The organism is Corynebacterium sp. HMSC06C06, assembly GCF_001807295.1.
In the GTDB taxonomy this organism is placed as follows: domain Bacteria; phylum Actinomycetota; class Actinomycetes; order Mycobacteriales; family Mycobacteriaceae; genus Corynebacterium; species Corynebacterium striatum.
In genome coordinates this window covers 60112-80354 of sequence record NZ_KV788472.1, presented here as the reverse complement: position 1 = coordinate 80354, position 20243 = coordinate 60112, and the positions used below count along the sequence as shown (strand labels likewise).

The window sequence follows — 20243 nt, the reverse complement described above, 5'->3', positions numbered from 1 at the left end:
ACTATAGCTTGAACGACGTGAGCAATTCCGACGTAACTTCGAGCAACCTTGCAGGCGCACCGACAAGCCTGCACGAGCACGCCGCCGCCAAAGCTTCTTCCGCATCTGAAGCGGACACCACCCCGGCAGTATTCAACGCCGCCGTTGAGTCCATGCATGCGGCTCGCCTTCGCCCCGAAATCACGCTGGGAACAATCCGCCCACCACAGCGCCTCGCTCCGTACAGCCACGCCATCGGACTAGAAGTTGGCGACGCACAAGATTCGGACGTCGATATTGTCCCTACTGATAGCGACGGCGATGCTTTTGGCCGACTCATTCTCCTCCATGATCCCGGCGCCGAGGAGGCCTGGGAAGGCGCTATGCGCCTGGTGGCTTATATCCAGGCCGACATGGATGACGCAGTAGCGGGCGATCCGCTGCTTCCCGACGTCGCGTGGGAATGGCTGAACGAGGCCATGGAATCCAACGGTGCAACACACACCAACCTCGGCGGTACGGTGACCTCCACGGCTTCCGTACGCTTTGGCGAAATCGGCGGCCCGCCCCGCGCATACCAGCTCGAGATGCGTGCTTCCTGGACTGCTGAAGGCCTAGACCTAGCACCTCATGTCGAGGCTTTCGCACAGGTCCTGGCCAACGTGGCTGGCCTTCCACCTGAGGGTGTCACGGAGCTGAGCCGCTAAACGCTTTTTCTCCCCCGGAGCTTGACTGCAGCTGCGCACATTTGCGCCACATAGGCACCTTGGTTATCGCCGTGGTGCCCATTGCCTTGTAGGCTGCAATCATGACTGAATTGCGGACCCAACCTCAAGACGGAATTCCCGAGGTACTTCGTAGCCCGGCAGAATTTGCCAGCGCTACCACCGCCCTCAGCGCGGGCACGGGTCCGTTTGCAATCGACACTGAGCGAGCATCCTCGTATCGCTTTGATGACCGCGCCTTTCTGATTCAAATCCGCCGCGCTGGCGCCGGTACCTTCCTCTTCGCCCCGGAAGGCAAGCGCAGCGAGTTGAGCGCCGCGCTAGCGCCCGTAATCAACGATCAGGATTGGGTCGTGCACGCAGCGCCCTCTGATCTTCCCAGTCTGGCGTGGCTCGGCCTGTATCCAGGAACCTTGTTCGACACGGAATTGGCCGCGCGCATGGCCGACTTCGCCCACCCCAACCTGGGCGCAATGATTCTTGAGCTTTTCGACGTCGAGCTTGAGAAAGGTTACGGCGATTCTGACTGGTCAGCGCCCAAGCTTTCCCCCAACCTTCGCGCCTATGCGGCTCTGGACGTCGAGTTGCTGCTCGAGCTGGCAGAGGCGCTGCGTGACATTCTGGCCGAAGAGGACAAACTAGATTGGGCCTATGAAGAATTCGCCGCGATGGTGGATGACTACGCAGGTGTCACCGAGCCAACCGAGCGAACCTGGCGCGGGTTGAAGGGGCTGTCCTCCCTGAGAACCGGCGAGCAATTAGCCGTAGCAAAGGCCCTGTGGACGCGCCGCGAGTCCATTGCCCGTTCCACAGATACCGCGCCGAATAGAGTTCTGCCGCACCGCGTGCTCATTGATATTGCACGGACACTGCCAGATTCACCGCAACAGTTTGCTCGCATCAAAGGTATTCCGAGGAAGCGTTCTGGCTCCGCGCTGCAGTGGTTTGATGTCGTGAACAAAGCCCGCGCACTCGACCCCCAGGATTGGCCGCGCCAGCAGCGAACGATCTCCCAGGTCCCGTCGAAGACTATCTGGGCTAAGGATTACCCGGAACTGTGGGAGGTTTTCCAAAACCTCCGCGAGGAGTGCGAGGACCTCGGCGACGAGGTCGCCATGCCCTGGGAACTCATCTTGAAACCAGCCACGCTCCGCGCAGTTGTATGGGCAGCGGGTTGTCCACCGAAAGCGAAAAAGCCTGGTTCCGTGGGCGGAATGATAAAAGGGCCACAGGATATCGCCCCCTTCCTGCGCGATGAAGGCGTCCGTGAATGGCAGATTGAGCTCCTCCAACCGATTCTGGAAGAAGGGCTCGTCTACGCCGGCTAAGCGGGGGCTAGTTAGTCCTGTTCCACTTCGTCAGCGCTAATGCCACCAACCCACTCCTCGATGGCGTCTGCAATCGCGTCAGGTGTCAGGTTGTTTTCTTCCAGCACCTCACCGCGGCTTGCGTGACGCGGGAAGTAGTTGGCCACGCCCATGCGGCGCACCGGCGTATCTACCTCGGCGGCGTCGAGAGCCTCCGCGATCATAGAGCCAATACCGCCCCGAATAATGCCGTCCTCAACCGTCACCACCAGGTCGTGGTCAGCGGCAAGGCCAACCAAGGACTGCGGAACCGGGACAACCCAGCGCGGATCAGCAACTGTCACGTTGTAGCCGCGTTCCTCCAGAAGCTGTGCTGCGTTCTTCGATCGCGTGCTCATAGCGCCAATAGCAACAATCAAGACGTCGGGAGTCTCCGCGGCCGCGGGATCCGCGTCCTTCGCATCACGAGAATCGTTGTAGTGGATGATATCCACGCCATCGGCGAGCTGGTCTACTGCCTCGATATCGTCAAGCAGGTTGCCCTTCGGGAAGCGCACCACGGTGGGGCCGTCGTTGACGTCAATCGCCTCGTGGAAGAGCTCACGCAGACGTGCGCCGTCGCGAGGCGCAGCAATGCGCATGCCAGGAACGATGCTCATCAGCGCCATGTCCCACACACCGTTGTGCGAAGGGCCGTCAGAGCCGGTCACACCGGCGCGGTCAAGGACGATAGTCACAGGCAGCTTCAGCAACGCTATGTCCATGATGACCTGGTCCACCGCGCGGTTGAGGAACGTGGAATAGATAGCCACGACAGGGTGCATTCCTGCCAACGCTAGACCGGAAGCAGACGTCATGGCGTGCTGCTCAGCGATACCGACGTCGAAGAAACGCTCAGGGAAACGCTCCTCGAACGGTGCCAGGCCTGTGGGGCCCGCCATAGCAGCAGTAATCGCCACAATGTCATCACGCTGCTGCCCAGCCTTGATGAGTTCCTCAGAAAAAGCAGCGGTCCAGCCAGGCTGCTTTTGCCCCTTGGCCACGCCCGTAACCGGGTCGATGGCGCCTGTGGAGTGCATCTGGTCTTTTGGCTCGTTGACGGCCGGCGCAAAGCCATGGCCCTTCTCCGTCACCGTGTGGACGATGATCGGGCCGTCATAATCGCGTGCATAGGACAACGCGCGCACAAGTGCATCAATGTCGTGACCGTTGATCGGGCCGACATACTTGATGCCGAGCTCCGGGAACATCTCCGTGGGCATCACGGTCGACTTCACGCCGTCCTTGATGGCATGGAGGGCGTCGAAAGTACGCTCGCCAACCCAACCCATTGACTTCAGGCGCTTCTTGCCCTGTGCCATGATCTCGTCGTATCCATGCTGCGCGCGGATGCGACCGAGGTTTTCAGAAAGACCACCGATAGTCGGCGAATAAGAACGGCCATTGTCGTTGACAATGATGACCGCATTGCGCTCTTTATCTGCCGAGATGTTGTTCAAGGCCTCCCAGCACATGCCACCGGTGAGGGCACCGTCGCCCACCACTGCCACAGCATTGCGGTGGGACTGGCCCTTAATCTTGAAAGCCTTGGACAAACCGTCGATCGTGGACAGCGCAGCCGAAGCATGCGAAGACTCAGTCCAGTCATGCTCGGATTCGCCGCGATCGGTGTAGCCAGAAAGACCATCCTTTTGACGCAGGGTATCGAACTTACCCACCCGCCCCGTCAGCATCTTGTGTACGTATGACTGGTGGGAGGTGTCGAAGACGATCGCATCACGCGGGGAATCAAACACCCGGTGCATAGCCACAGTAAGTTCCACCACGCCGAGATTGGGTCCGAGGTGACCACCGGTAACGGAAACCTTTTCAATCAGACGTTGACGAATTTCACCAGCCAACTGGGTCAGTTGAGCTGGGGAGAGAGCCTTCAAATCGCGAGGCGACGCAATGGAATCCAGAATGGTCATGGAGCGGCCTTCTTCTCCTTCTTGTCAGTTCTTGTTCTTTACTACCGTACCCGTTCGCGGTCCGCGGACGGCAATCCTTCTGAGACGAAGTTTCCTATTCTTCCCCAGATCTTGCCCGCGCCGCGCAACGATATGCGTGGCAAGCGCCCCTCCTTAGGAGGCAGGCTGCAGCAGCCCCATGGTTTCAAAGTGGTGCGTGCCAGGAAAGGCGTTTACCATGGTCAACCGCTTAAGTGCGTAACCAGCTTCTTTCCATGCTTTGAGGTCGCGTGCAAAGGTGGCTGGATCGCAACCGACGTGCACAACGCTACGCGGCCCCGCCTGCGCCACCGCTAAGACAACCTCATCCCCGGCGCCCGTTCGGGGCGGGTCAAAGACTACGTAGCCCGGTGCAGGCAGTTGTGCCGCACAGGCCTCCACCTTTGCGTTACGGAAAGAGACGTCGTAAGCAGCGAGGCTTTCCTGCGTATGTGCGGCCGCTGCCGGCGAATAATCCACAGAGTAGATCTTCGGCGCCTGCGCCTGGGGCCGCCCAAGCGATGCGGTATCTGCAAGTGCATCATGCAGCGCCGGTACAAACAGGCCCACGCCGCCGTAGAGATCCCATGCCACTGCTGGCATGGCCGGATCTGCACTGCTGTCAGTCAGCCAGTCACGAACGAGTTGCGTGTAACAATCTGGGGCGCTGGTGTGTGCCTGCCAAAAAGCTGTCGCGGGAAAGCGGAATTCATGGCCGTCAGCGGCTTGCACGACGTCGCCGGAGCCCTCGACAACGTCTAGGACGGTTTCCACGCGGCGCCCACGCGGGGCACGACGGGATTCGACTACGTGGCGGTTACCAGCACTGTCGATGACTACAATAACTTCAGCCCCCGGGGTGAAACGACGAGCATCGGCTCCCACGATGCCATCCACAAGGCCCGGCACCAGTTGGGTGCACGCAACGTCGGTGACGAGTTCGGTGGAAGATTTCTTCCGCAATCCAGCGCACCCTTGCTTGTCGACGCCGAGCCTGACGCGCGTGCGCCATCCGCGCTGCGGGCTAAGTTCCTGGGCCACGACGTCTAATGCGGCTAGCTCGGAGTCATCGAGCTTGGCCACGCGACGAAGCTGATCGATCAAGACCTCGACTTTGATTTCCGCCTCTTTGGATGGGTCGAGTTCGTGAAAATCACAGCATCCCGCCCCGCGCGCGGCCGCTGGGCAGCTGGACGCGACGCGCAATGGACCAGCTTCAACAATGTCCACTAACTGGGAGTCAATGAAGGATTTCTTGACCTTCCTAGCCACTACCCGGACTTTATCGCCAGGGAAAGCTCCTGGAACAAAGACCACGCGACCATCCTCAGCGTGCGCCAGGCCCACGCCACCGTGCGCCATACGCTCGACGCCTAAGAGGAGTTCTTCACCTTTAGAGGGGCCAGATTCGGATTCGTGGAACTCCGAGTGCGTGTGCGGACTAGTCATCGACCTTCTCCTGAATGGTTTCTTGGGCAGTTTCGCTCTCAGAGGGGTAGGCTTCCTCAACTGCGGCGTTGGCGCGGCGCACCATCCAAATCGTGAGGATGGTGACCAAACCGGTCAGGGGCCATCCCATAAGGATGCGGACCACGCCCAAAGCGGTGGTGTTGTCAGCGTTGTAAATGGCGTTCTGCACGAGGAATCGCGCGAGGAAAATCACGGCCCAACCGGCCGTAGCAATGGCATAGGAACGTCGCGCCTTTACAACAGTGCGCCAGCGCATGTCCTCGCCGTTTATGCCTTTCCAAATGACGCCAACGAGCGGCCAGCGCAGCAAAATGGAAGCTGCCGCAACGACGAAAAGTACAAGCGACATCCAGATGCCATAGAGGAAGTAGCCCTTAGCGTCACCAGTAAACCACGCGATTGCGGCGCAGATGCCTACGCCCAACAGACCTGAGATAGCCGGCTGCAGCGTCTCTTTACGGATGATTCGCCAAACCGCAATAAGCACTGCGACGCCGAGAGCAGCCAGCAACGCTGGGCCCAGACCCCACGCGTTATTGACAGGGATAAGGACAACAACCGGAAGTGTCGCTGAGACAAGTCCCGATAGGCCTCCCATCTGCTCCAGCAGTGTCGGCTCTACTTCTTCTTGTTCAGTCGGGGTGGCTGAATGGCTTTGTGGGTTCGTCACGTCGGCTTTCTTGTCTATGTATCCACCGCTCATCAAAGCACTACTTCGATGAAGTGCTGTAGGGATGGATAGGGACGCAATTATTTATCGTCGCTATTGTCCTGCGCAGCGGTCTCTTTATTCAAATCGTTGATCTGAGCCTTCGCTTCTGCTTCATCACGGGCTGCCGCCGAGTTTGCCGCATCAGCAGATCCAGGCGCGCCGGAAGCCGGGGCACTTCCGCCTTCCGCACGCTGCTGCATGGCGGTTTGTACTTGCTCCGCTAATTGCTGCGGCAAGGTCACTGGCAGCGAACTACCCGCCAGAACTGGGTTCTCGCCACGGTAGACGAAGGTACGGGCAAAGACCTCGCGTCCTAGTGCGGCGAGCTCCTCTTGCTTTCCAGCAGGCGCTGCCAAAGTTAGACGGTACATCCAGCGTGGGCCATCAACACCAATAATGCGGATTTCACCGTTCGGGTTTGTGCCCACAACTTCTGTTCCCCATGGGCCGTTTTCTGGGTGGGCTGTAAATCCATCTCGGGTCAGCCCTTCGACAATGTCAACAGCAGATTCTGCCCATTGCCCTGGCTTGCGTGGAGCTGCGAAAGCAACCGGCGTCATGCGGCCGAATTCGCTGACGATGTGCAGCATCTTCGGGCCTTGCTCGCCCATCTCCACCTGCACCTGACTCCCCTTTGGCAGAGGAATGCGCATAGAACCCAGATCTAGGATTCCGACGGAGAAATCAGTGAAATCGAACTCTTCGATTTTTACAGAATCGCCGTCAAAGGGGCCAGAGTCACCGTTAACGGCGTCATGGTCGATGCTAAAAGCCGTGAACTCAGCCTGAGAAGCCGCAGCCGCAGCGCCAGCTTGGGCATCTTCTGCGCGGCTAGTGTGCCCTGTGCTAGCAGGGCTGCCAGCAGCGCCTACTTGCTCGGCGTCCTTAACTTCTTGGTCCTTAACTTCTTGGTCTTCAGACTTTTTCTTAGAAAACGGCCACATAGCTGTTTTTCTCCAAACTTGAAACTCTTAATTAGCGGTTGATGTTTATGAAGCGAGTCTAGACGCCTGTCGAGCCATATCCTGCGGCTCCCCGGACGGTTTCGTCAAGTTCGTCCACCTCGACAAAGTCGACGAGCTCAACACGCTGGACAAGCAATTGAGCGATACGCATGCCGCGCTCAACGTGAAAAGTCTCATGTAGGTCGTGATTAATCAGACACACTTTAATCTCGCCACGATAATCAGCATCGACGGTGCCCGGTGTATTCACCACAGAAATTCCATGCTTGGCGCCAAGACCAGAGCGTGGGTGGATTAGCCCCACGGTGCCGAGCGGCAAGGCGATTGCAATACCAGTGCCCACCAGAACCCGCTCGCCGGGAGCGATGTCTACGGTTTCCGCTGCGCACAGGTCTGCGCCAGCATCGCCCCTATGCGCGCGGTGCGGCAAAGGCAAGTCTTTATCCAAGCGGTGCACCCTCACGGGACCGAAAGGACTTACAGGATCAATAATCGGGTTGGTCTCATTCACCTGCCCCAGCCTACCGTGCTCTAAATGGTCGCTTCACTACAACGTGAAGGCAGCGACTAGACTGGCAGACCGTGTCTATGAATACCGGTTCCGCTTCCCCATCCGCCAGCGGCTCTGCAGCCGCCGCCCCAGAGATCCTTTACAAAGAGCGCCAGTGGGTACCCTGGTATTTCTGGCTGATGGCCGCCTTTGTCGTGGCTATTACTACCGCGACGGTAAGCCTTAACCGCAACATCTGGTGGGTCATCATCCCCGCAGTGCTACTAAGCGCAATCGCCATTTGGGTGCTCATCGCATGGTCGGGCACGGTCCTCAAAGTTGAAAAGGATACCGATGGCACTCGGTGGCTGACAATCAAAGACGCGCAGCTTCCACACGACGTCGTCCAGCGCTCCATGATCGTGCCAAAGACCGCCCGCCGAAACGCTCTTGGCCCTCAATTCGACCCGGCTGCATTCTTGGTGACGCATGGGTGGATTGATGAGCACATCATGCTGGTGCTCGATGACCCTGAGGACCCCACGCCCTACTGGCTCATCGCAACGAAGAACCCCCAGCAAGTGCTGGATGCCTTCCTCGACCCAGCAGCTCGCCCCAGCCCGCACTAGCTTTAGAAACACCACACCCCCGCATCCATCCGCTCGAACAGCGGAGTGCGGGGGTGCAGGTGTTTTAGGCCGCTGGAAACGCGGCCTGCCAGCTTGAGCGAGCTGCCTAACTATGCGCAATCAAGGCAGATAGCTTTTCCATCTTCCTCGTGGGAGAAACGCTTGTTGGACTGCACCAGGAAGCACACGGAACAGGTGAATTCATTCTCCTGACGTGGGATAACTGTAACGTTGAGTTCCTCGCCGGTCAGGTCAACTGATGGCGGCTCGAAAGCCTCAACAATCTCTCCGTCGTCGTCCATGCCGTTGTTGTCATTCTCAGCAGCCTTGAGGCCCTCGAGGGAGTCAGCTTCAAGCTCGTCTTCTACACGGCGACGCGGTGCGTCATAATCGGTGGCCATGTTCTACGCCCCTATTAGTCATGTGGATGGGTTGGTATTTATCGTGCGCATCCTAAAACACAATTGGCCTCATGTCATACTCATCCCGACTGAAAAGCGCTTGACTATTACCCCCGCAGCGGCGTTAAGGCCCCTTTCGAAGCCAGGAGCTGCTGAAACGATGGAGCGAGTTTACCCCCGCAGACCCATGTAATCTCGCCCTCAGTGGATAATTTTTGCAGACCTGGATGGCGTACAACGGCTCCAGCCTCCGCCGCAACAATTGCCCCAGCGGCAAAATCCCACGGGTTGATACCGTGCTCGTAATATGCATCTATGCTTCCCTCCGCAACGCGGCACAGATCAAGCGCTGCAGCGCCCATACGGCGAATATCGCGCACGCTAGGCAACATGGAGGTCAGAAGTTGAGCCTGCGCTTGGCGACGCCCTGCTGCGTAGCCAAAACCAGTTGCCACCAGGGCAAGCGATGGGTCTGTCTCTGTACGGCACGCCAACTCGCGCACCTGCCCATTGGCAAACTCCACCGTGGCACCTTGCCCCAGCGCCGCAGAATACAAAGTCTCGCGTGCAACATTGATGACGGCGCCCGCGACAATCTCACCGTCGATGGCGGCTCCCATGGACACGGCAAATTCCTCAATGCCGTAGAGGAAATTCACCGTGCCATCGATGGGGTCCACAATCCATGTGACTCCAGTTTCAGAGGCAACGAAAGCCCCTTCTTCTCCGAAGATGCCATCGCCAGGCCGCTGGCTTTGGATGCTCTCAGCAATAAAGCGCTCGGTGGACTGATCCACCTCGGTGACAGGATCCACCGCGCTGCTCTTGGTCTGCGTGTGCGCCGCCAAGCCATCGCTGCCAATGATTTCGGCACGTTGGGCGCGAATACGTACCGCCGCTGCACGGACTGTATCGCGTGCGAAGTCACGCAGTTGTGCCAGATAATTTGGGTCATATTCACAGTTACTCATGCCAACAATTATGCCGTTGCCTACACTTAGGGCTTATGACTAGCACTAAAACTGGCCATTCCTTTGGCATCGACATCGGAGGCTCCGGCATCAAAGGCGCTGAAGTTGACTTGAACACGGGTGAGTTCGTGGGAGAGCGCCTGAAAATTGCCACGCCCAAGAAATCCACACCGGAAGCCGTGGCCAAGATTGTCGCCCAGATCGTGGCGGAAAAGGAATGGTCCGGCCCGGTTGGCATCACTTTGCCTTCCGTGGTCAAAGAGCAAAAAGTTCTCTCAGCGGCGAACATCGACAAGTCCTGGATCGGAGTCGACGCCCAAGAGCTTTTTGCACAATACTTGGGCCAGCCTTTTGTAGTGCTCAATGACGCCGACGCTGCCGGCCTTGCCGAGGTAGCCTTCGGCGACGAAGCAGCACGCACAGGGTCCGTCATCTTCCTCACCCTAGGTACGGGCATTGGCTCGGCTTTCCTCTTCGATGGCCAGCTCTTCCCTAACACCGAGTTGGGCCACATGACGGTGGACGATGCCGAAGCGGAGCACCAGGCTTCCTCGGCGGTAAAGGAGCGTGAGGGCCTCAAGTACAAGCAGTGGGTCAAGCGACTCAATAAAGTACTTGCCGAATACGAGAAACTGTTTAACCCCCACGCCTTCATCATCGGCGGCGGAATCTCTCGCAAGTGGGACAAGTGGGGCGAACACGTAGGTATTGACACCCCCGTTGCCCCAGCGCAGCTGCGCAATCGGGCCGGAATCGTCGGTGCCGCTATGGCCGCGCAGCAGAACTTGCGCCCATAGGGTAATCTCCAAAGATCCACAGTGGATTCGACCCCAGTTCACCGCCTCGCGGCGAAGATCATCTATACTGGGCCGTCGATCCAAAGTTAAACAGCTAACGGCGTGCCTCTCCTGCGCAAATGAGGGCTGGATTAGCATTAACCTCAGTGGTCGCGACTATCGCGACCCAAGCTGTTTTTCAATCACAAGCAAGTCGAAAGGGCGTACGTGGCAGCCACTGATTCTTCAGACCAGGTACTCGGCGAGGGCGGAGAAGCCACCGAGGCATCTGCACCTGTCAAGAAGACCGCCAAAAAGACGGCCAAGAAAACCGCAAAGAAGACGGCCAAAAAGACCGCGAAGAAAACGGCTAAAAAGACTGCTAAGAAGACGGCCAAGAGGACAACTCGCAAGACTGCGAAGAAATCTGCCAAGAAGACCGTCCGCAAGTCTGCGCAGAAGGCCGCAGCCGCTCCTGAGGAAAAGCAGGAGAAGCTCGAGACCGCTTCTGACGAGCTCGAAGACGAGCTGGTAGATGACGCCGACCAGGATGACGCGGACTTCGATCCGGATAACGCGGACATGGACGATGACGAGTTCGGCGATGCTGAGGACGAGCTCGATGCGGATGAGGACGATGAAGACGACGATGAGGATTCTTCTTCCGTCTGGGACGAGGAAGAATCCGCTACCCTGCGCCAGGCGCGCAAGGACGCACAGCTGACCGCATCTGCCGACTCCGTCCGCGCTTACCTCAAGCAGATCGGTAAGGTCGCCCTCCTTAACGCTGAGCAAGAGGTCTCCCTAGCAAAGCGCATTGAGGCTGGGCTCTACGCGCAGTACCGCATGGATGAGATGGAAAAGGCCCGCGCTGAGGGCGACAAGGCCGCCAAGCTCTCCCCTATGGAAAAGCGCGACCTGCGTTCCATCGCCCGTGATGGCCGCAAGGCAAAGAACCACCTGCTGGAGGCAAACCTCCGACTCGTCGTTTCGCTTGCGAAACGCTACACCGGCCGTGGCATGGCTTTCTTGGATCTCATTCAGGAAGGCAACCTGGGCCTTATCCGTGCGGTTGAAAAGTTCGACTACACCAAGGGTTACAAGTTCTCCACCTACGCCACGTGGTGGATCCGCCAGGCTATTACCCGCGCCATGGCTGATCAGGCCCGCACCATCCGTATCCCGGTGCACATGGTCGAGGTCATCAACAAGCTGGGCCGCATCCAGCGAGAGCTCCTGCAGGATCTGGGCCGCGAGCCCACCCCAATCGAGCTGGCGAAGGAAATGGACATCACCGAGGAAAAGGTCCTCGAGATCCAGCAGTACGCCCGCGAGCCGATTTCCCTGGACCAGACCATTGGTGATGAGGGCGATTCCCAGCTCGGTGACTTCATTGAGGACTCCGAGGCAGTCATCGCTGTCGATGCCGTATCCTTCACCTTGCTGCAGGACCAGCTCCAGGACGTGCTCACCACCCTGTCTGAGCGCGAAGCCGGCGTCGTTCGCCTGCGCTTCGGCCTGACCGACGGCATGCCGCGCACTTTAGACGAAATCGGCCAAGTCTACGGCGTTACCCGCGAGCGCATCCGCCAGATCGAGTCCAAGACCATGTCCAAGCTGCGCCACCCATCGCGCTCTCAGGTCTTGCGCGACTACCTCGACTAAGAGGCCAAGCTAGCCAAGGCAAGCGACAAGACGCACACGCTTGCCGACGCCGCCCTCGCCTCCCCCGTTAGCACTAAGCTGCGGAGGGACGCGAGGGCATTTTGCACCTGTGGCACAAGCAAGAGTCCCAAGGATGAGTCCTAAGCCTCAACGTCATGGGTTCGCAGCCAGGCAACAGATGCGCTCCAAGCTCCGATGACGAAGCAGATAGAAACAGCCATCCTGAACGCGATACCGCGCACATCAGGAGTTTCATCTGCGCCGAAGGCGGTACTGCCGAGCGAAATCGTCGACGTAACCATAGCCGGTGGCAGCAGCATCGGTATGAGCCGAATACCGCTGTAGAGAATTCCAACTGAGGCAATCGCACCCACAAGTGAAATCGCCACGGGCGTGGCAAAGCTGCGAAAGATCATCGAGAAGAAGGATTGCCAGGCCCCGACTGCGAACGCCGGGATGATTGCTAGGAACAGCGCGCTCAAGTTGAGAGGCGAAATCTCTCCCTGTATTCCTAAGCCGCGTCCAATGCCTAAGGCTAGCGCAATGAACACCGCCTGCATTAGCCCGATGAGGACCATGATGGAGAAGAACTTGGCCGCGACTACTTCTCCCGCCGAGCGCGGTGAGGTCAAAATAGTGTTCCAATTGTGGTTGCGGTGTTCCAGGCGCCAGGCAGCTGCAGCGATGACGGCCACTCCCACAGTCATAAAGATTAGGCCGTAGAACAGCGTTGCTTGGGAAAGATAGCTTGCCCATCCGGCATTAAGTAACGCCAAGTTAGCGTGATAATTCGCGGCACCAATGCCGACTGCTATAGACGGCACGAGGAAGATGACAGCCCATATGTAGGAGCGTCGAAATTTCAGCAGGTCGATAGCAAACATGAACTTATTCCTCCTGGGAGTCAAGCGTGCGACAAAGCACGGTGAAGATGACGGTTACAACGGCGATGAACAGTGCCCATGGAATCCACAGTGGTTCGATGCTCACTAGGCCTTCGGGGCGGAAGGTAAATGGGGATAGGACTGCGTAGTAGCCGAAGGGATTAATGAGCGTGACCGCGGTTGGGGAAAGCATTCCTGCCACACCGAGGAAGCCGCCTACTACCCCAGTGCTGAGCACCACGAGCTGGGATTCCACGCGTGCTGCCTGCCACAAAAAAATCGCCATCAGTGCGCACGAGGTTCCATATAGACCAGCTGCTGTGAGAACCCATGTGCCGGGCGAATCAATCGACTGTGCGCCAAAGAGGAATGGCGTGGTCAAGACCGCGAGCAATTCAACTACCTTTACTGCGGCTAGGACAAGGGCTAAAGCTGCGAACTTCGCGCGGAGCAGACCACCGCGGCGGTACCCGGCGATGGAATTAAGCCGCCAGCCACCGTGGAGATGCTCTACATCGGCTGCGCGGCTGGCTAACAATGCCACCTGCACCGGAGTGATGAAGGCTGTCACCATGATGTAGCCAAGGAGATGTCCGCCCCATTGACTATGTGGATCTTGCTGAAATTGTTCGGCGGTGTGCTCACTCACCAGATTCATACTGGAAAAGGCAACGATGGCGAGCGTGACGGCAAGGGCAAGCGGCAGCATCCGGGTATGCCGCATCTTGGCATATTCATTCTGCAGCATCATTGCAAGCCACCTCGTCCCGTAATCGAAATGAAGATCTCTTCGAGACTGCGGTGCGTTCTTAGTACCTGGTAGATGGGCACGCCGTGGTTGACGAGCTGCTCGCAAACCCCCGCGACGTCGCGCTCGCTTAAGTTCGGGACCCGAATGCCGCCTTCTACAAAGCGCACTGAGATACCCGCGAGTGCTTGCGCCGCTTCCTTGGGGTTCGGGGTTTCGATATAGACTTCAGGCGGCTGGGAATGGAAAAGCTCCTGCTTTGTACCTTGGAAGAGCAACTGCCCGCGATTGATAATGGTCAGCTCACTAGCCATCTTTTCGATTTCCGAGAGAAGGTGGCTCGAAACCAATACCGTTCGCCCCTCATCGGCAGCGAGGCTGACGATGAGATTGCGAATCTCTTCGATACCGGCAGGGTCAAGGCCGTTCGTTGGTTCATCAAGGATCAGAAGCTGCGGGTTACGGATCATAGCCATTGCGATGCCGAGGCGCTGCTTCATGCCCAAGGAATAGTTCGCTACTTGCTTGTCCAGCTGCTTTTCCAGCCGCACGAGGTGCACTGCGCGATCCACGTCTTCTGCTTCAGCGCGTAGAAGCCGCGCAGCGATGCGCAGGTTCTCTCGCCCGGTGAGGTGCAAATAGGCCGAAGGCTGCTCGATGAGCGAGCCGGTGCGGGCCAAGGCCCGGCTGCGCGTCTTAGGCCCGAAAGGCTCACCGAACAAGCTAATGCTTCCCTCGGTCGGCTTTGCCAGACCCAAAAGCATTTTCATGGTCGTGGACTTGCCCGAACCATTTGGCCCCAACAATCCGTGAACGACACCGTGGCCGATTGCCATATCAAGGCCGTCGACGGCCTTGAATCCCTTATATTCCTTGGTCAAACCCTGAGTTTCGACAACATATTCTGTGCTCATAACTCAATCGTTGCCCGGCGCGCCTACGCCGCACATCGCCGCGAGGCACGATTTTGCGAGTCATACCGGGGTATTAGGAGCTAAGCAGGTCAGCACGGGAGACAAATCCTGTGCGATAGGCGAAAAGAGCTGCGTGTACACGGTCCCTAGAACTAGTCTTGGCGAGCACTCGTCCAACGTGTGTCTTGACGGTCGGCATAGAGATGAACATCCGCTCACTTATCTCTGTGTTTGACCATCCCATCCCGATTGCTTCAAGGATTTCTTGTTCACGGGCAGTCAGCGATTCAAGTACCCGACGGTCTGTGCCGCTAATACTCAGCGTGTCCGTGGAGTCATCCCGCATACTGTGGACAAGGCGCTTAGTAGCGCGGGGTGAGATTACCGCGTCTCCGCGATAGACAGTGCGCAACGCGCTTAGTAGCTCCTCTGGTTCTGCGTCCTTGAGCACGAAGCCACTCGCTCCTGCTCGCAGCCCGGCTACTACATAGTCTTCGTCATCGAAGGTTGTCAGAATGATGACCTTCGTTTCCGGAAGAGTGGATGCGATTTCAGCGGTGGCGCTAATTCCATCGCGCACAGGCATCTGTACATCCATGAGCACCACATCAGCAGGCGTGGCCGCGCATTGGGTCAGCGCATCTTCGCCATTGTTTGCTTGCCAGATAACATCCATGTCTGGCTGCGAACTAATGATCTGGGCAATCCCGTGCAGGAAGAGAACTTGGTCATCTACCAATCCGACTTTCATTGCCTACTTCCTCCTACGGTGGGTAACTCTGCCTCTACTATCCATGTGCCAGCGTCACTGCGCTGTTTGAAGGTGCCACCAACCAACTCCGCTCGTTCCTTCATGCCAGCAATGCCATGTCCCTCTCCTCGAGCATCACCCATATATCCATTGCGTACCTCAAGGCGGACGATACCTTCAAGCCATTCGACTAGTACGTCTGCTTGCCCGCCACCATGTTTGTTTGCATTGGTCAAAGCCTCTTGGACAATTCGGTACAGACTTAGTGACGTCGCGGCGGAAAGCTCTTCAGGTGGCGTTCCTGTGCAGCGATATCCCACAGCAATGCCGGCGCTTCTAACGCTGTTAATAAGTTCTGAAAGATCACCGAATCCCGCCATCGGTTGAGTGCCGCGCTTTTCCCCTGTGCGCAGCAAGCCCACGACTCCCCGCATCTCCCTCAAAGAGGTCCTTCCCACGCGGGAAATAGACTTCAAAGCTTCTTCTTGCGCTTCCGTGTCTTTGGTGTAGAGCGCCCCATCGGCCTGGGCAACTATGACCGATAGCGAGTGCGTGACGACGTCATGGATCTCGCGTGCGATGAACGCCCGTTGTTCCGTCGAGCTTTTCTCGAATTCCAGGCGTTGTTTCTCTAAAGCACGCGAAATCTCTCGTGTGCGTTCTTCCTCTGCTCTCCTACGCAGTTCACCCACCAGCATACATACCGCAAGGACCAGTAGGCTCCAGCCCACGAGGAAAAGGCGCCGCGCAATATCCTGTGCTGCTTCCTGTACCGTTTGGCTCACCCAAAATACGCCGACAAAATCCGCAGTAAGCATCCCTAAAGTCAATATTCGCCGTAGGGGCGCTTCCAGCCTGCGGCGAATAATGTAAGCGACCTGCCCCGCAAGGAATATGATGCCTACGGTGAGTTCCACCTGGAACAGGCTGGCGAAGAGCACCACTGATGCAACGAAGACCACCAGGCGTGGCCACCGCCTGCTAATAATTGGCACTAGCACAACCAAGGCGATAATCAGGTAGTCAAAGAGCGGCCGGGACATCAGGTCCCTACCGATGAGAGACGCCGCTCCGCATAAAAGTGACACCGCCAGGTCACGAATCATTCGCCTATCAGAAAAGACTTCCACGCCTCTACGCTATCCGGTTCGATGAGTTAAGTAGTCATGCCTGAGTACGATTTCGCCGGCCATTTTTTATCCAAGGCCGGGCCCAAATAGAACTCATTCTCCACAAATTAGGGCAGCCAAAGTTAGGAAATCTGCGACCCAAACTAATGTCTTGGGATACCGTGACGAGAGCAACATTACAGAACAGACTGAAAGGAACGCTCGTGAACGCAGTTACTCATGACGCTGAGCATCACTCTGATTCTCCGGTAGCGCAGCTTGCCCAAGTTGCCATCGACAACGTCACGCGTATCTACCCATACGCTTCCCATCATGTGCAGACCTCGAGCAGCGATAATAGGACTCCGGATGAGCTCCACCCGAGCTTCGGTAACTCTTTCGACTGGCACTCGAGCGTCCACATGCACTGGCTGCTTTCCAGCCTCCTTTCCTCCGACGAGGATGCTTCCGGCGCTTGGCGCAAAGAGGCATTGCGCATCCTCGAGAACCACCTGATCGCGGAGAACATCAAGACCGAGGCCGACTACCTGCGCGCTAACCCGACGTGGGAGCGCCCATACGGCTGGGCATGGGCAGTACAGTTGGCATCCGAGCTTAAGTTTCCCCAGTAATCGAGCTCCAGGCCCTGGCCGAGGGCGTAGCCCCACTGGCCGATGCGGTATTCGACAACACCTTGTCTTGGCTGGGCAAAGCCTCCGAGCCAGTCCGCCACGGTCTGCACACCAACACCGCGTTCGACCTGAAGCGGATCATGAAGGCGGCGAAGGAGTTGGGCCGCGAGGACGTTGTGGAGGAAATCCTTGCGACTGCAAAGAAATTCTTCGCCGAAGACAAGGCCTGGGAGTTCGAGCAGGAGCGCAGCGGACAGGACTTCCTCTCCCCTGGCCTGTGCGAGGCAGACCTGATGCTTGATGTGCTTGACGACGCCGAGTTCGCAAACTGGGCAGAGGGCTTCCTGGCACGCCTGTATGCCGATTCGCACATCCTGAAGCCTGCACAGGTTTTTGATCCGACCGACGGGTACCAGGTCCTCCTCTACGGCCTTGGCATGACTGTCCTGGCTAGCGCGCTGCGCATTTTCGAAGCTACGAAGGATACGCACCCAGAGCTTGCGCAAACCATCCGCGAGCGCAGCGCCGAGCTTCTCGCGCCAGGCCTCGAAGCCGCAATCACCGGTGACTACATGTCTTCGCACTGGCTTGCCACCTTTGCTTGGGAAGCACACCTGGAAGCTGAGCGCCTGAACGTCCCTCACCCGTGGGCGCGCCAGTAGCCTGCAGCCGCCATCTGCTTTCGACCTAGCCGTCGAGTCCTTCCGCGATGGCGTCAGCAATCTTATCGATGATCTCTTTGTCCACAGACTGACCGCTAACCGTTACTGTGTCGCCCTGGGCTGCGCCCAAGGACATCAGCATCATGGCCGAATCGGCATCAGCTCGGTCGTCATCGAATGCAATGACAATGTCGCCCGCTGCCTCCGCGGCCATCTCAGCTACCTTCGCTGCAGGGCGTGCATGGAGACCTGCAGCATCAGCCACGGTTGCCGACCGTGAGTATGCATCGCCGTCTGCGACGCCTGCCGTGCCTTCCGCCACTTGCTTTGGCACGAACACCTCGATGGCGCGCTCGGCAGCAACAGCAACTGCGTCAAGGTCATCACCTTGCTGTGCCGCGGTAGCCGCAGCGATAGCGGCCTCCACGAGCGGCGCGTCCACGAACTTTACCGGCTCATCGTCGAGGAACTCCAACACCGACTCAACGGTCATCGTTGCCGAGCCCAAGTCGGTGAGAACGACAACTGCGAGGCCTTCACCGAGCAGGTCATTAATAGCTGACTCGATGAGGTCATACGAGGTTCCGATTTCACCGGACGCTAGACCACCCGCGCCTGCGATACGCACGTCAGCTGCCATCTGCCCAGCCAGCTCAGCAAGGCCTTCGGCCAGCTTTGCGGAATGCGACACCAGGACCAGGCCCACTTTCGGTTCTGCCATGCCCTAGCCCTCCTTTACAGCGGCGGCTGCCGCCGCCGCTGCTGCAGCGATAAACAGCGCGGTCGAAGCAGCACCTGGATCCTTGTGGCCAGCAGAGCGCTCGCCCAAGTAGGAAGCACGGCCCTTGGTGGCAACGAGTGGAATGGTTGCCTCGGCGCCTTCGGCTGCGGCATTGGCTGCCGCGCGCAGAACGTCGGCAACTCCCGCCCCGGCATCAGCCTGCTCGCGGGCAGCACGCGCCGCCGGCGCCCACGCATCAACCATGGTTTTCTCCCCTTCGGCGGCCTTACCACGGGTGGTGATGCCCTCGAGTGCAGCCTCGATAAGTGCAGCAACACCAGCGCTATCGAGTTCGTCGGAGCCGACTGACTTAGCAGCGCGCAGGAATGCAGTTCCCAAAAGCGGACCAGATGCACCGCCGACGGTGGACATCAGAGTCTTGGCCGTCAGCTTCAGCACATCCACGATGCTTGCGGGAGCATCTGCTTCAAGCTTCTCAACGACAGCACGGAAACCACGATCCACGTTTTCGCCATGGTCGCTATCGCCGATGACACGGTCAAGCTCAATGAGCTCCTCGCGGTGCTCGTGGGCCTGCTCCGCGCAGCCCTTCATCCAAGCCAGGGCCCATTCGGTGTTCAAAGTTTCCACAGAAGTCACTTTATTCTCCTTGGCGTAGTGCGGCGGTATGGCAGGGGGCGTCGAACAGCGCGATGTCGTCATCATCAGCGCGCATAACGGTCACGGAACATCCCGCCATGTCTAGGCTGGTTACGAAGTTGCCCACGAGGGAGCGCTCGATGCTTACGCCGGCTTTCTCCAGCAGCTGTGCCACCCGGCGATAGACCACGTAGAGCTCCGATGCCGGGGTGGCACCCATGCCGTTGACTACGACGATGGTGCGCTCGCCTTCTGCCAACTTCAGGTCGGCAAGAATCGGCTCCATGAGATGATCAGTGACATCGTCCGCGGAGACCAACGGAATCTCCTTGCGGCCCGGCTCACCGTGGATACCGACGCCGAGCTCAACCTCATCATCTGCGAGGTCGAAGGAAGGCTTGCCCACGTGCGGCACAGTGCAAGAACTCAGTGCTGCACCCATGGTCGCAGTGTTCTCCACGACCTTCTTCGCCACTGCCGTGACAGCAGCTAGATCATCGCCGCGCTCAGCCGCGGCGCCCGCAAGCTTTTCGACGAGAAGCGTGCCCGCCACACCGCGACGGCCCGCAGTGAAAGTGGAGTCTTCCACCGCGACGTCATCATCAACGATGACCTGGCTGACCTCGATGTCATCAAACTCAGCCAGCTCAGCGGCAGTATCGAAGTTTAGAACATCGCCGGTGTAGTTCTTCACGATGTAGAGCACACCAGCGCCAGCATTAACCTCGTCGGTCGCCGCTTGGATCGCATCCGGCGTCGGCGACGTAAACATCGCGCCCGGCACCGCCGCATCCAACATGCCGTGCCCCACGAAGCCTGCGTGGAGCGGCTCATGGCCTGAGCCACCACCAGAGACAATCGCAACCTTGCCCTCGTTCTTCTTCTGCGCACGCGCCACAAACAGCGGCTCCGTAAAGCGCTTGACGATGTCGCCGTGTGCCAGCGCGAAGCCGTCTACAGACTCCGCCACTACGTTTTCCGGTGAGTTGATGAGCTTTTTCATCACGAATCTCCTTGGGATGTCGAATTAACCCAATTTTCACTGGTAATAACAGTGCCGAGCCTACACGCGGATCCGCATAGA

General features: G+C 58.3%; 22 protein-coding genes. 7 read left to right on the top strand and 15 right to left on the bottom strand.

Going from position 1 to position 20243, the window contains the following annotated elements; all coding sequences use genetic code 11:
- The first annotated feature begins 68 nt into the window (after positions 1–68).
- Both HMPREF3153_RS02505 and HMPREF3153_RS02500 read left to right on the top strand, forming a co-directional pair.
- The gene (locus tag HMPREF3153_RS02505; RefSeq protein ID WP_049064423.1) at positions 69–686 is read left to right on the top strand and encodes a DUF3000 domain-containing protein; all 618 of its coding nucleotides are present in this window, start codon (positions 69–71) and stop codon (positions 684–686) included.
- A 101-nt stretch (positions 687–787) separates the two neighbouring features.
- Positions 788–2032, top strand: coding sequence for an HRDC domain-containing protein (locus HMPREF3153_RS02500; protein ID WP_049064414.1), 1245 nt, complete (start codon positions 788–790; stop codon positions 2030–2032).
- 11 nt (positions 2033–2043) lie between these two features.
- On the opposite strand, the gene dxs is transcribed toward HMPREF3153_RS02500, so the two are convergent.
- The 5 genes from dxs to dut form a co-directional block, all read right to left on the bottom strand.
- The gene (dxs, locus tag HMPREF3153_RS02495) at positions 2044–3981 is read right to left on the bottom strand and encodes a 1-deoxy-D-xylulose-5-phosphate synthase (RefSeq protein ID WP_005529173.1); all 1938 of its coding nucleotides are present in this window, start codon (positions 3979–3981) and stop codon (positions 2044–2046) included.
- Between the two features lie 153 nt (positions 3982–4134).
- A complete protein-coding gene (locus tag HMPREF3153_RS02490; RefSeq protein ID WP_070419930.1) occupies positions 4135–5448 on the bottom strand; it encodes a class I SAM-dependent RNA methyltransferase in 1314 nt (437 codons plus the stop codon).
- Positions 5441–6172: a DUF3159 domain-containing protein gene (locus tag HMPREF3153_RS02485; RefSeq protein WP_188311245.1), complete on the bottom strand. Its 732-nt coding sequence runs from the start codon at positions 6170–6172 to the stop codon at positions 5441–5443. The genes HMPREF3153_RS02490 and HMPREF3153_RS02485 overlap by 8 nt, the downstream gene beginning before the upstream one ends.
- Positions 6173–6219: 47 nt before the next feature.
- A complete protein-coding gene (locus HMPREF3153_RS02480; RefSeq protein ID WP_070419929.1) occupies positions 6220–7125 on the bottom strand; it encodes a DUF3710 domain-containing protein in 906 nt (301 codons plus the stop codon).
- A gap of 58 nt (positions 7126–7183) precedes the next feature.
- Positions 7184–7657, bottom strand: coding sequence for a dUTP diphosphatase (dut, locus tag HMPREF3153_RS02475; RefSeq protein ID WP_034656850.1), 474 nt, complete (start codon positions 7655–7657; stop codon positions 7184–7186).
- A gap of 77 nt (positions 7658–7734) precedes the next feature.
- Here dut and HMPREF3153_RS02470 point away from each other — a divergent pair, with 77 nt between their 5' ends.
- Positions 7735–8265 carry a DUF3093 domain-containing protein gene (locus HMPREF3153_RS02470; RefSeq protein WP_070419928.1) on the top strand — a complete coding sequence of 177 codons (531 nt, stop codon included), beginning with the start codon at positions 7735–7737 and terminating at the stop codon, positions 8263–8265.
- A gap of 110 nt (positions 8266–8375) precedes the next feature.
- On the opposite strand, the gene HMPREF3153_RS02465 is transcribed toward HMPREF3153_RS02470, so the two are convergent.
- On the bottom strand, positions 8376–8666 hold the full coding sequence (locus HMPREF3153_RS02465; protein ID WP_005529162.1) for a DUF4193 domain-containing protein: 291 nt from the start codon (positions 8664–8666) through the stop codon (positions 8376–8378).
- A gap of 107 nt (positions 8667–8773) precedes the next feature.
- Entirely contained in the window at positions 8774–9637 is an 864-nt protein-coding gene (locus tag HMPREF3153_RS02460) for an inositol monophosphatase family protein (protein ID WP_070419927.1), read from the bottom strand.
- Positions 9638–9672: 35 nt separating this feature from the next.
- Here HMPREF3153_RS02460 and ppgK point away from each other — a divergent pair, with 35 nt between their 5' ends.
- On the top strand, positions 9673–10434 hold the full coding sequence (ppgK, locus tag HMPREF3153_RS02455) for a polyphosphate--glucose phosphotransferase (protein WP_070419926.1): 762 nt from the start codon (positions 9673–9675) through the stop codon (positions 10432–10434).
- A 207-nt stretch (positions 10435–10641) separates the two neighbouring features.
- On the top strand, positions 10642–12078 hold the full coding sequence (locus HMPREF3153_RS02450) for an RNA polymerase sigma factor (protein ID WP_070419925.1): 1437 nt from the start codon (positions 10642–10644) through the stop codon (positions 12076–12078).
- A 140-nt stretch (positions 12079–12218) separates the two neighbouring features.
- Here HMPREF3153_RS02450 and HMPREF3153_RS02445 read toward each other — a convergent pair whose 3' ends face one another.
- The 5 genes from HMPREF3153_RS02445 to HMPREF3153_RS02425 all read right to left on the bottom strand — a co-directional run bounded on the left by HMPREF3153_RS02445 (position 12219) and on the right by HMPREF3153_RS02425 (position 16505).
- Positions 12219–12962, bottom strand: coding sequence for an ABC transporter permease (locus HMPREF3153_RS02445; protein WP_046645356.1), 744 nt, complete (start codon positions 12960–12962; stop codon positions 12219–12221).
- A 4-nt stretch (positions 12963–12966) separates the two neighbouring features.
- The gene (locus HMPREF3153_RS02440) at positions 12967–13713 is read right to left on the bottom strand and encodes an ABC transporter permease (RefSeq protein WP_046645355.1); all 747 of its coding nucleotides are present in this window, start codon (positions 13711–13713) and stop codon (positions 12967–12969) included.
- A complete protein-coding gene (locus HMPREF3153_RS02435; RefSeq protein ID WP_070419924.1) occupies positions 13710–14624 on the bottom strand; it encodes an ABC transporter ATP-binding protein in 915 nt (304 codons plus the stop codon). The genes HMPREF3153_RS02440 and HMPREF3153_RS02435 overlap by 4 nt, the downstream gene beginning before the upstream one ends.
- Before the next feature lie 73 nt (positions 14625–14697).
- Positions 14698–15375, bottom strand: coding sequence for a response regulator (locus HMPREF3153_RS02430; RefSeq protein ID WP_070419923.1), 678 nt, complete (start codon positions 15373–15375; stop codon positions 14698–14700).
- Complete coding sequence (locus tag HMPREF3153_RS02425) at positions 15372–16505, bottom strand: sensor histidine kinase (RefSeq protein ID WP_246817153.1); 1134 nt, start codon at positions 16503–16505, stop codon at positions 15372–15374. The genes HMPREF3153_RS02430 and HMPREF3153_RS02425 overlap by 4 nt, the downstream gene beginning before the upstream one ends.
- A 203-nt stretch (positions 16506–16708) precedes the next feature.
- Here HMPREF3153_RS02425 and HMPREF3153_RS13125 point away from each other — a divergent pair, with 203 nt between their 5' ends.
- Complete coding sequence (locus tag HMPREF3153_RS13125; RefSeq protein WP_200896681.1) at positions 16709–17116, top strand: DUF2891 family protein; 408 nt, start codon at positions 16709–16711, stop codon at positions 17114–17116.
- Between the two features lie 62 nt (positions 17117–17178).
- Entirely contained in the window at positions 17179–17778 is a 600-nt protein-coding gene (locus HMPREF3153_RS13120; RefSeq protein ID WP_256364732.1) for a DUF2891 family protein, read from the top strand.
- A 25-nt stretch (positions 17779–17803) separates the two neighbouring features.
- On the opposite strand, the gene dhaM is transcribed toward HMPREF3153_RS13120, so the two are convergent.
- The 3 genes from dhaM to dhaK are packed head-to-tail and all read right to left on the bottom strand — an operon-like array spanning position 17804 to position 20162.
- A complete protein-coding gene (gene dhaM, locus HMPREF3153_RS02415) occupies positions 17804–18499 on the bottom strand; it encodes a dihydroxyacetone kinase phosphoryl donor subunit DhaM (RefSeq protein ID WP_070419921.1) in 696 nt (231 codons plus the stop codon).
- A gap of 3 nt (positions 18500–18502) precedes the next feature.
- Positions 18503–19114 (bottom strand): dihydroxyacetone kinase subunit DhaL, encoded by a 612-nt coding sequence (dhaL, locus tag HMPREF3153_RS02410; protein WP_005529138.1) that lies wholly within the window; start codon positions 19112–19114, stop codon positions 18503–18505.
- Between the two features lie 46 nt (positions 19115–19160).
- Entirely contained in the window at positions 19161–20162 is a 1002-nt protein-coding gene (gene dhaK, locus HMPREF3153_RS02405; protein ID WP_070419920.1) for a dihydroxyacetone kinase subunit DhaK, read from the bottom strand.
- Positions 20163–20243 lie beyond the last annotated feature (81 nt).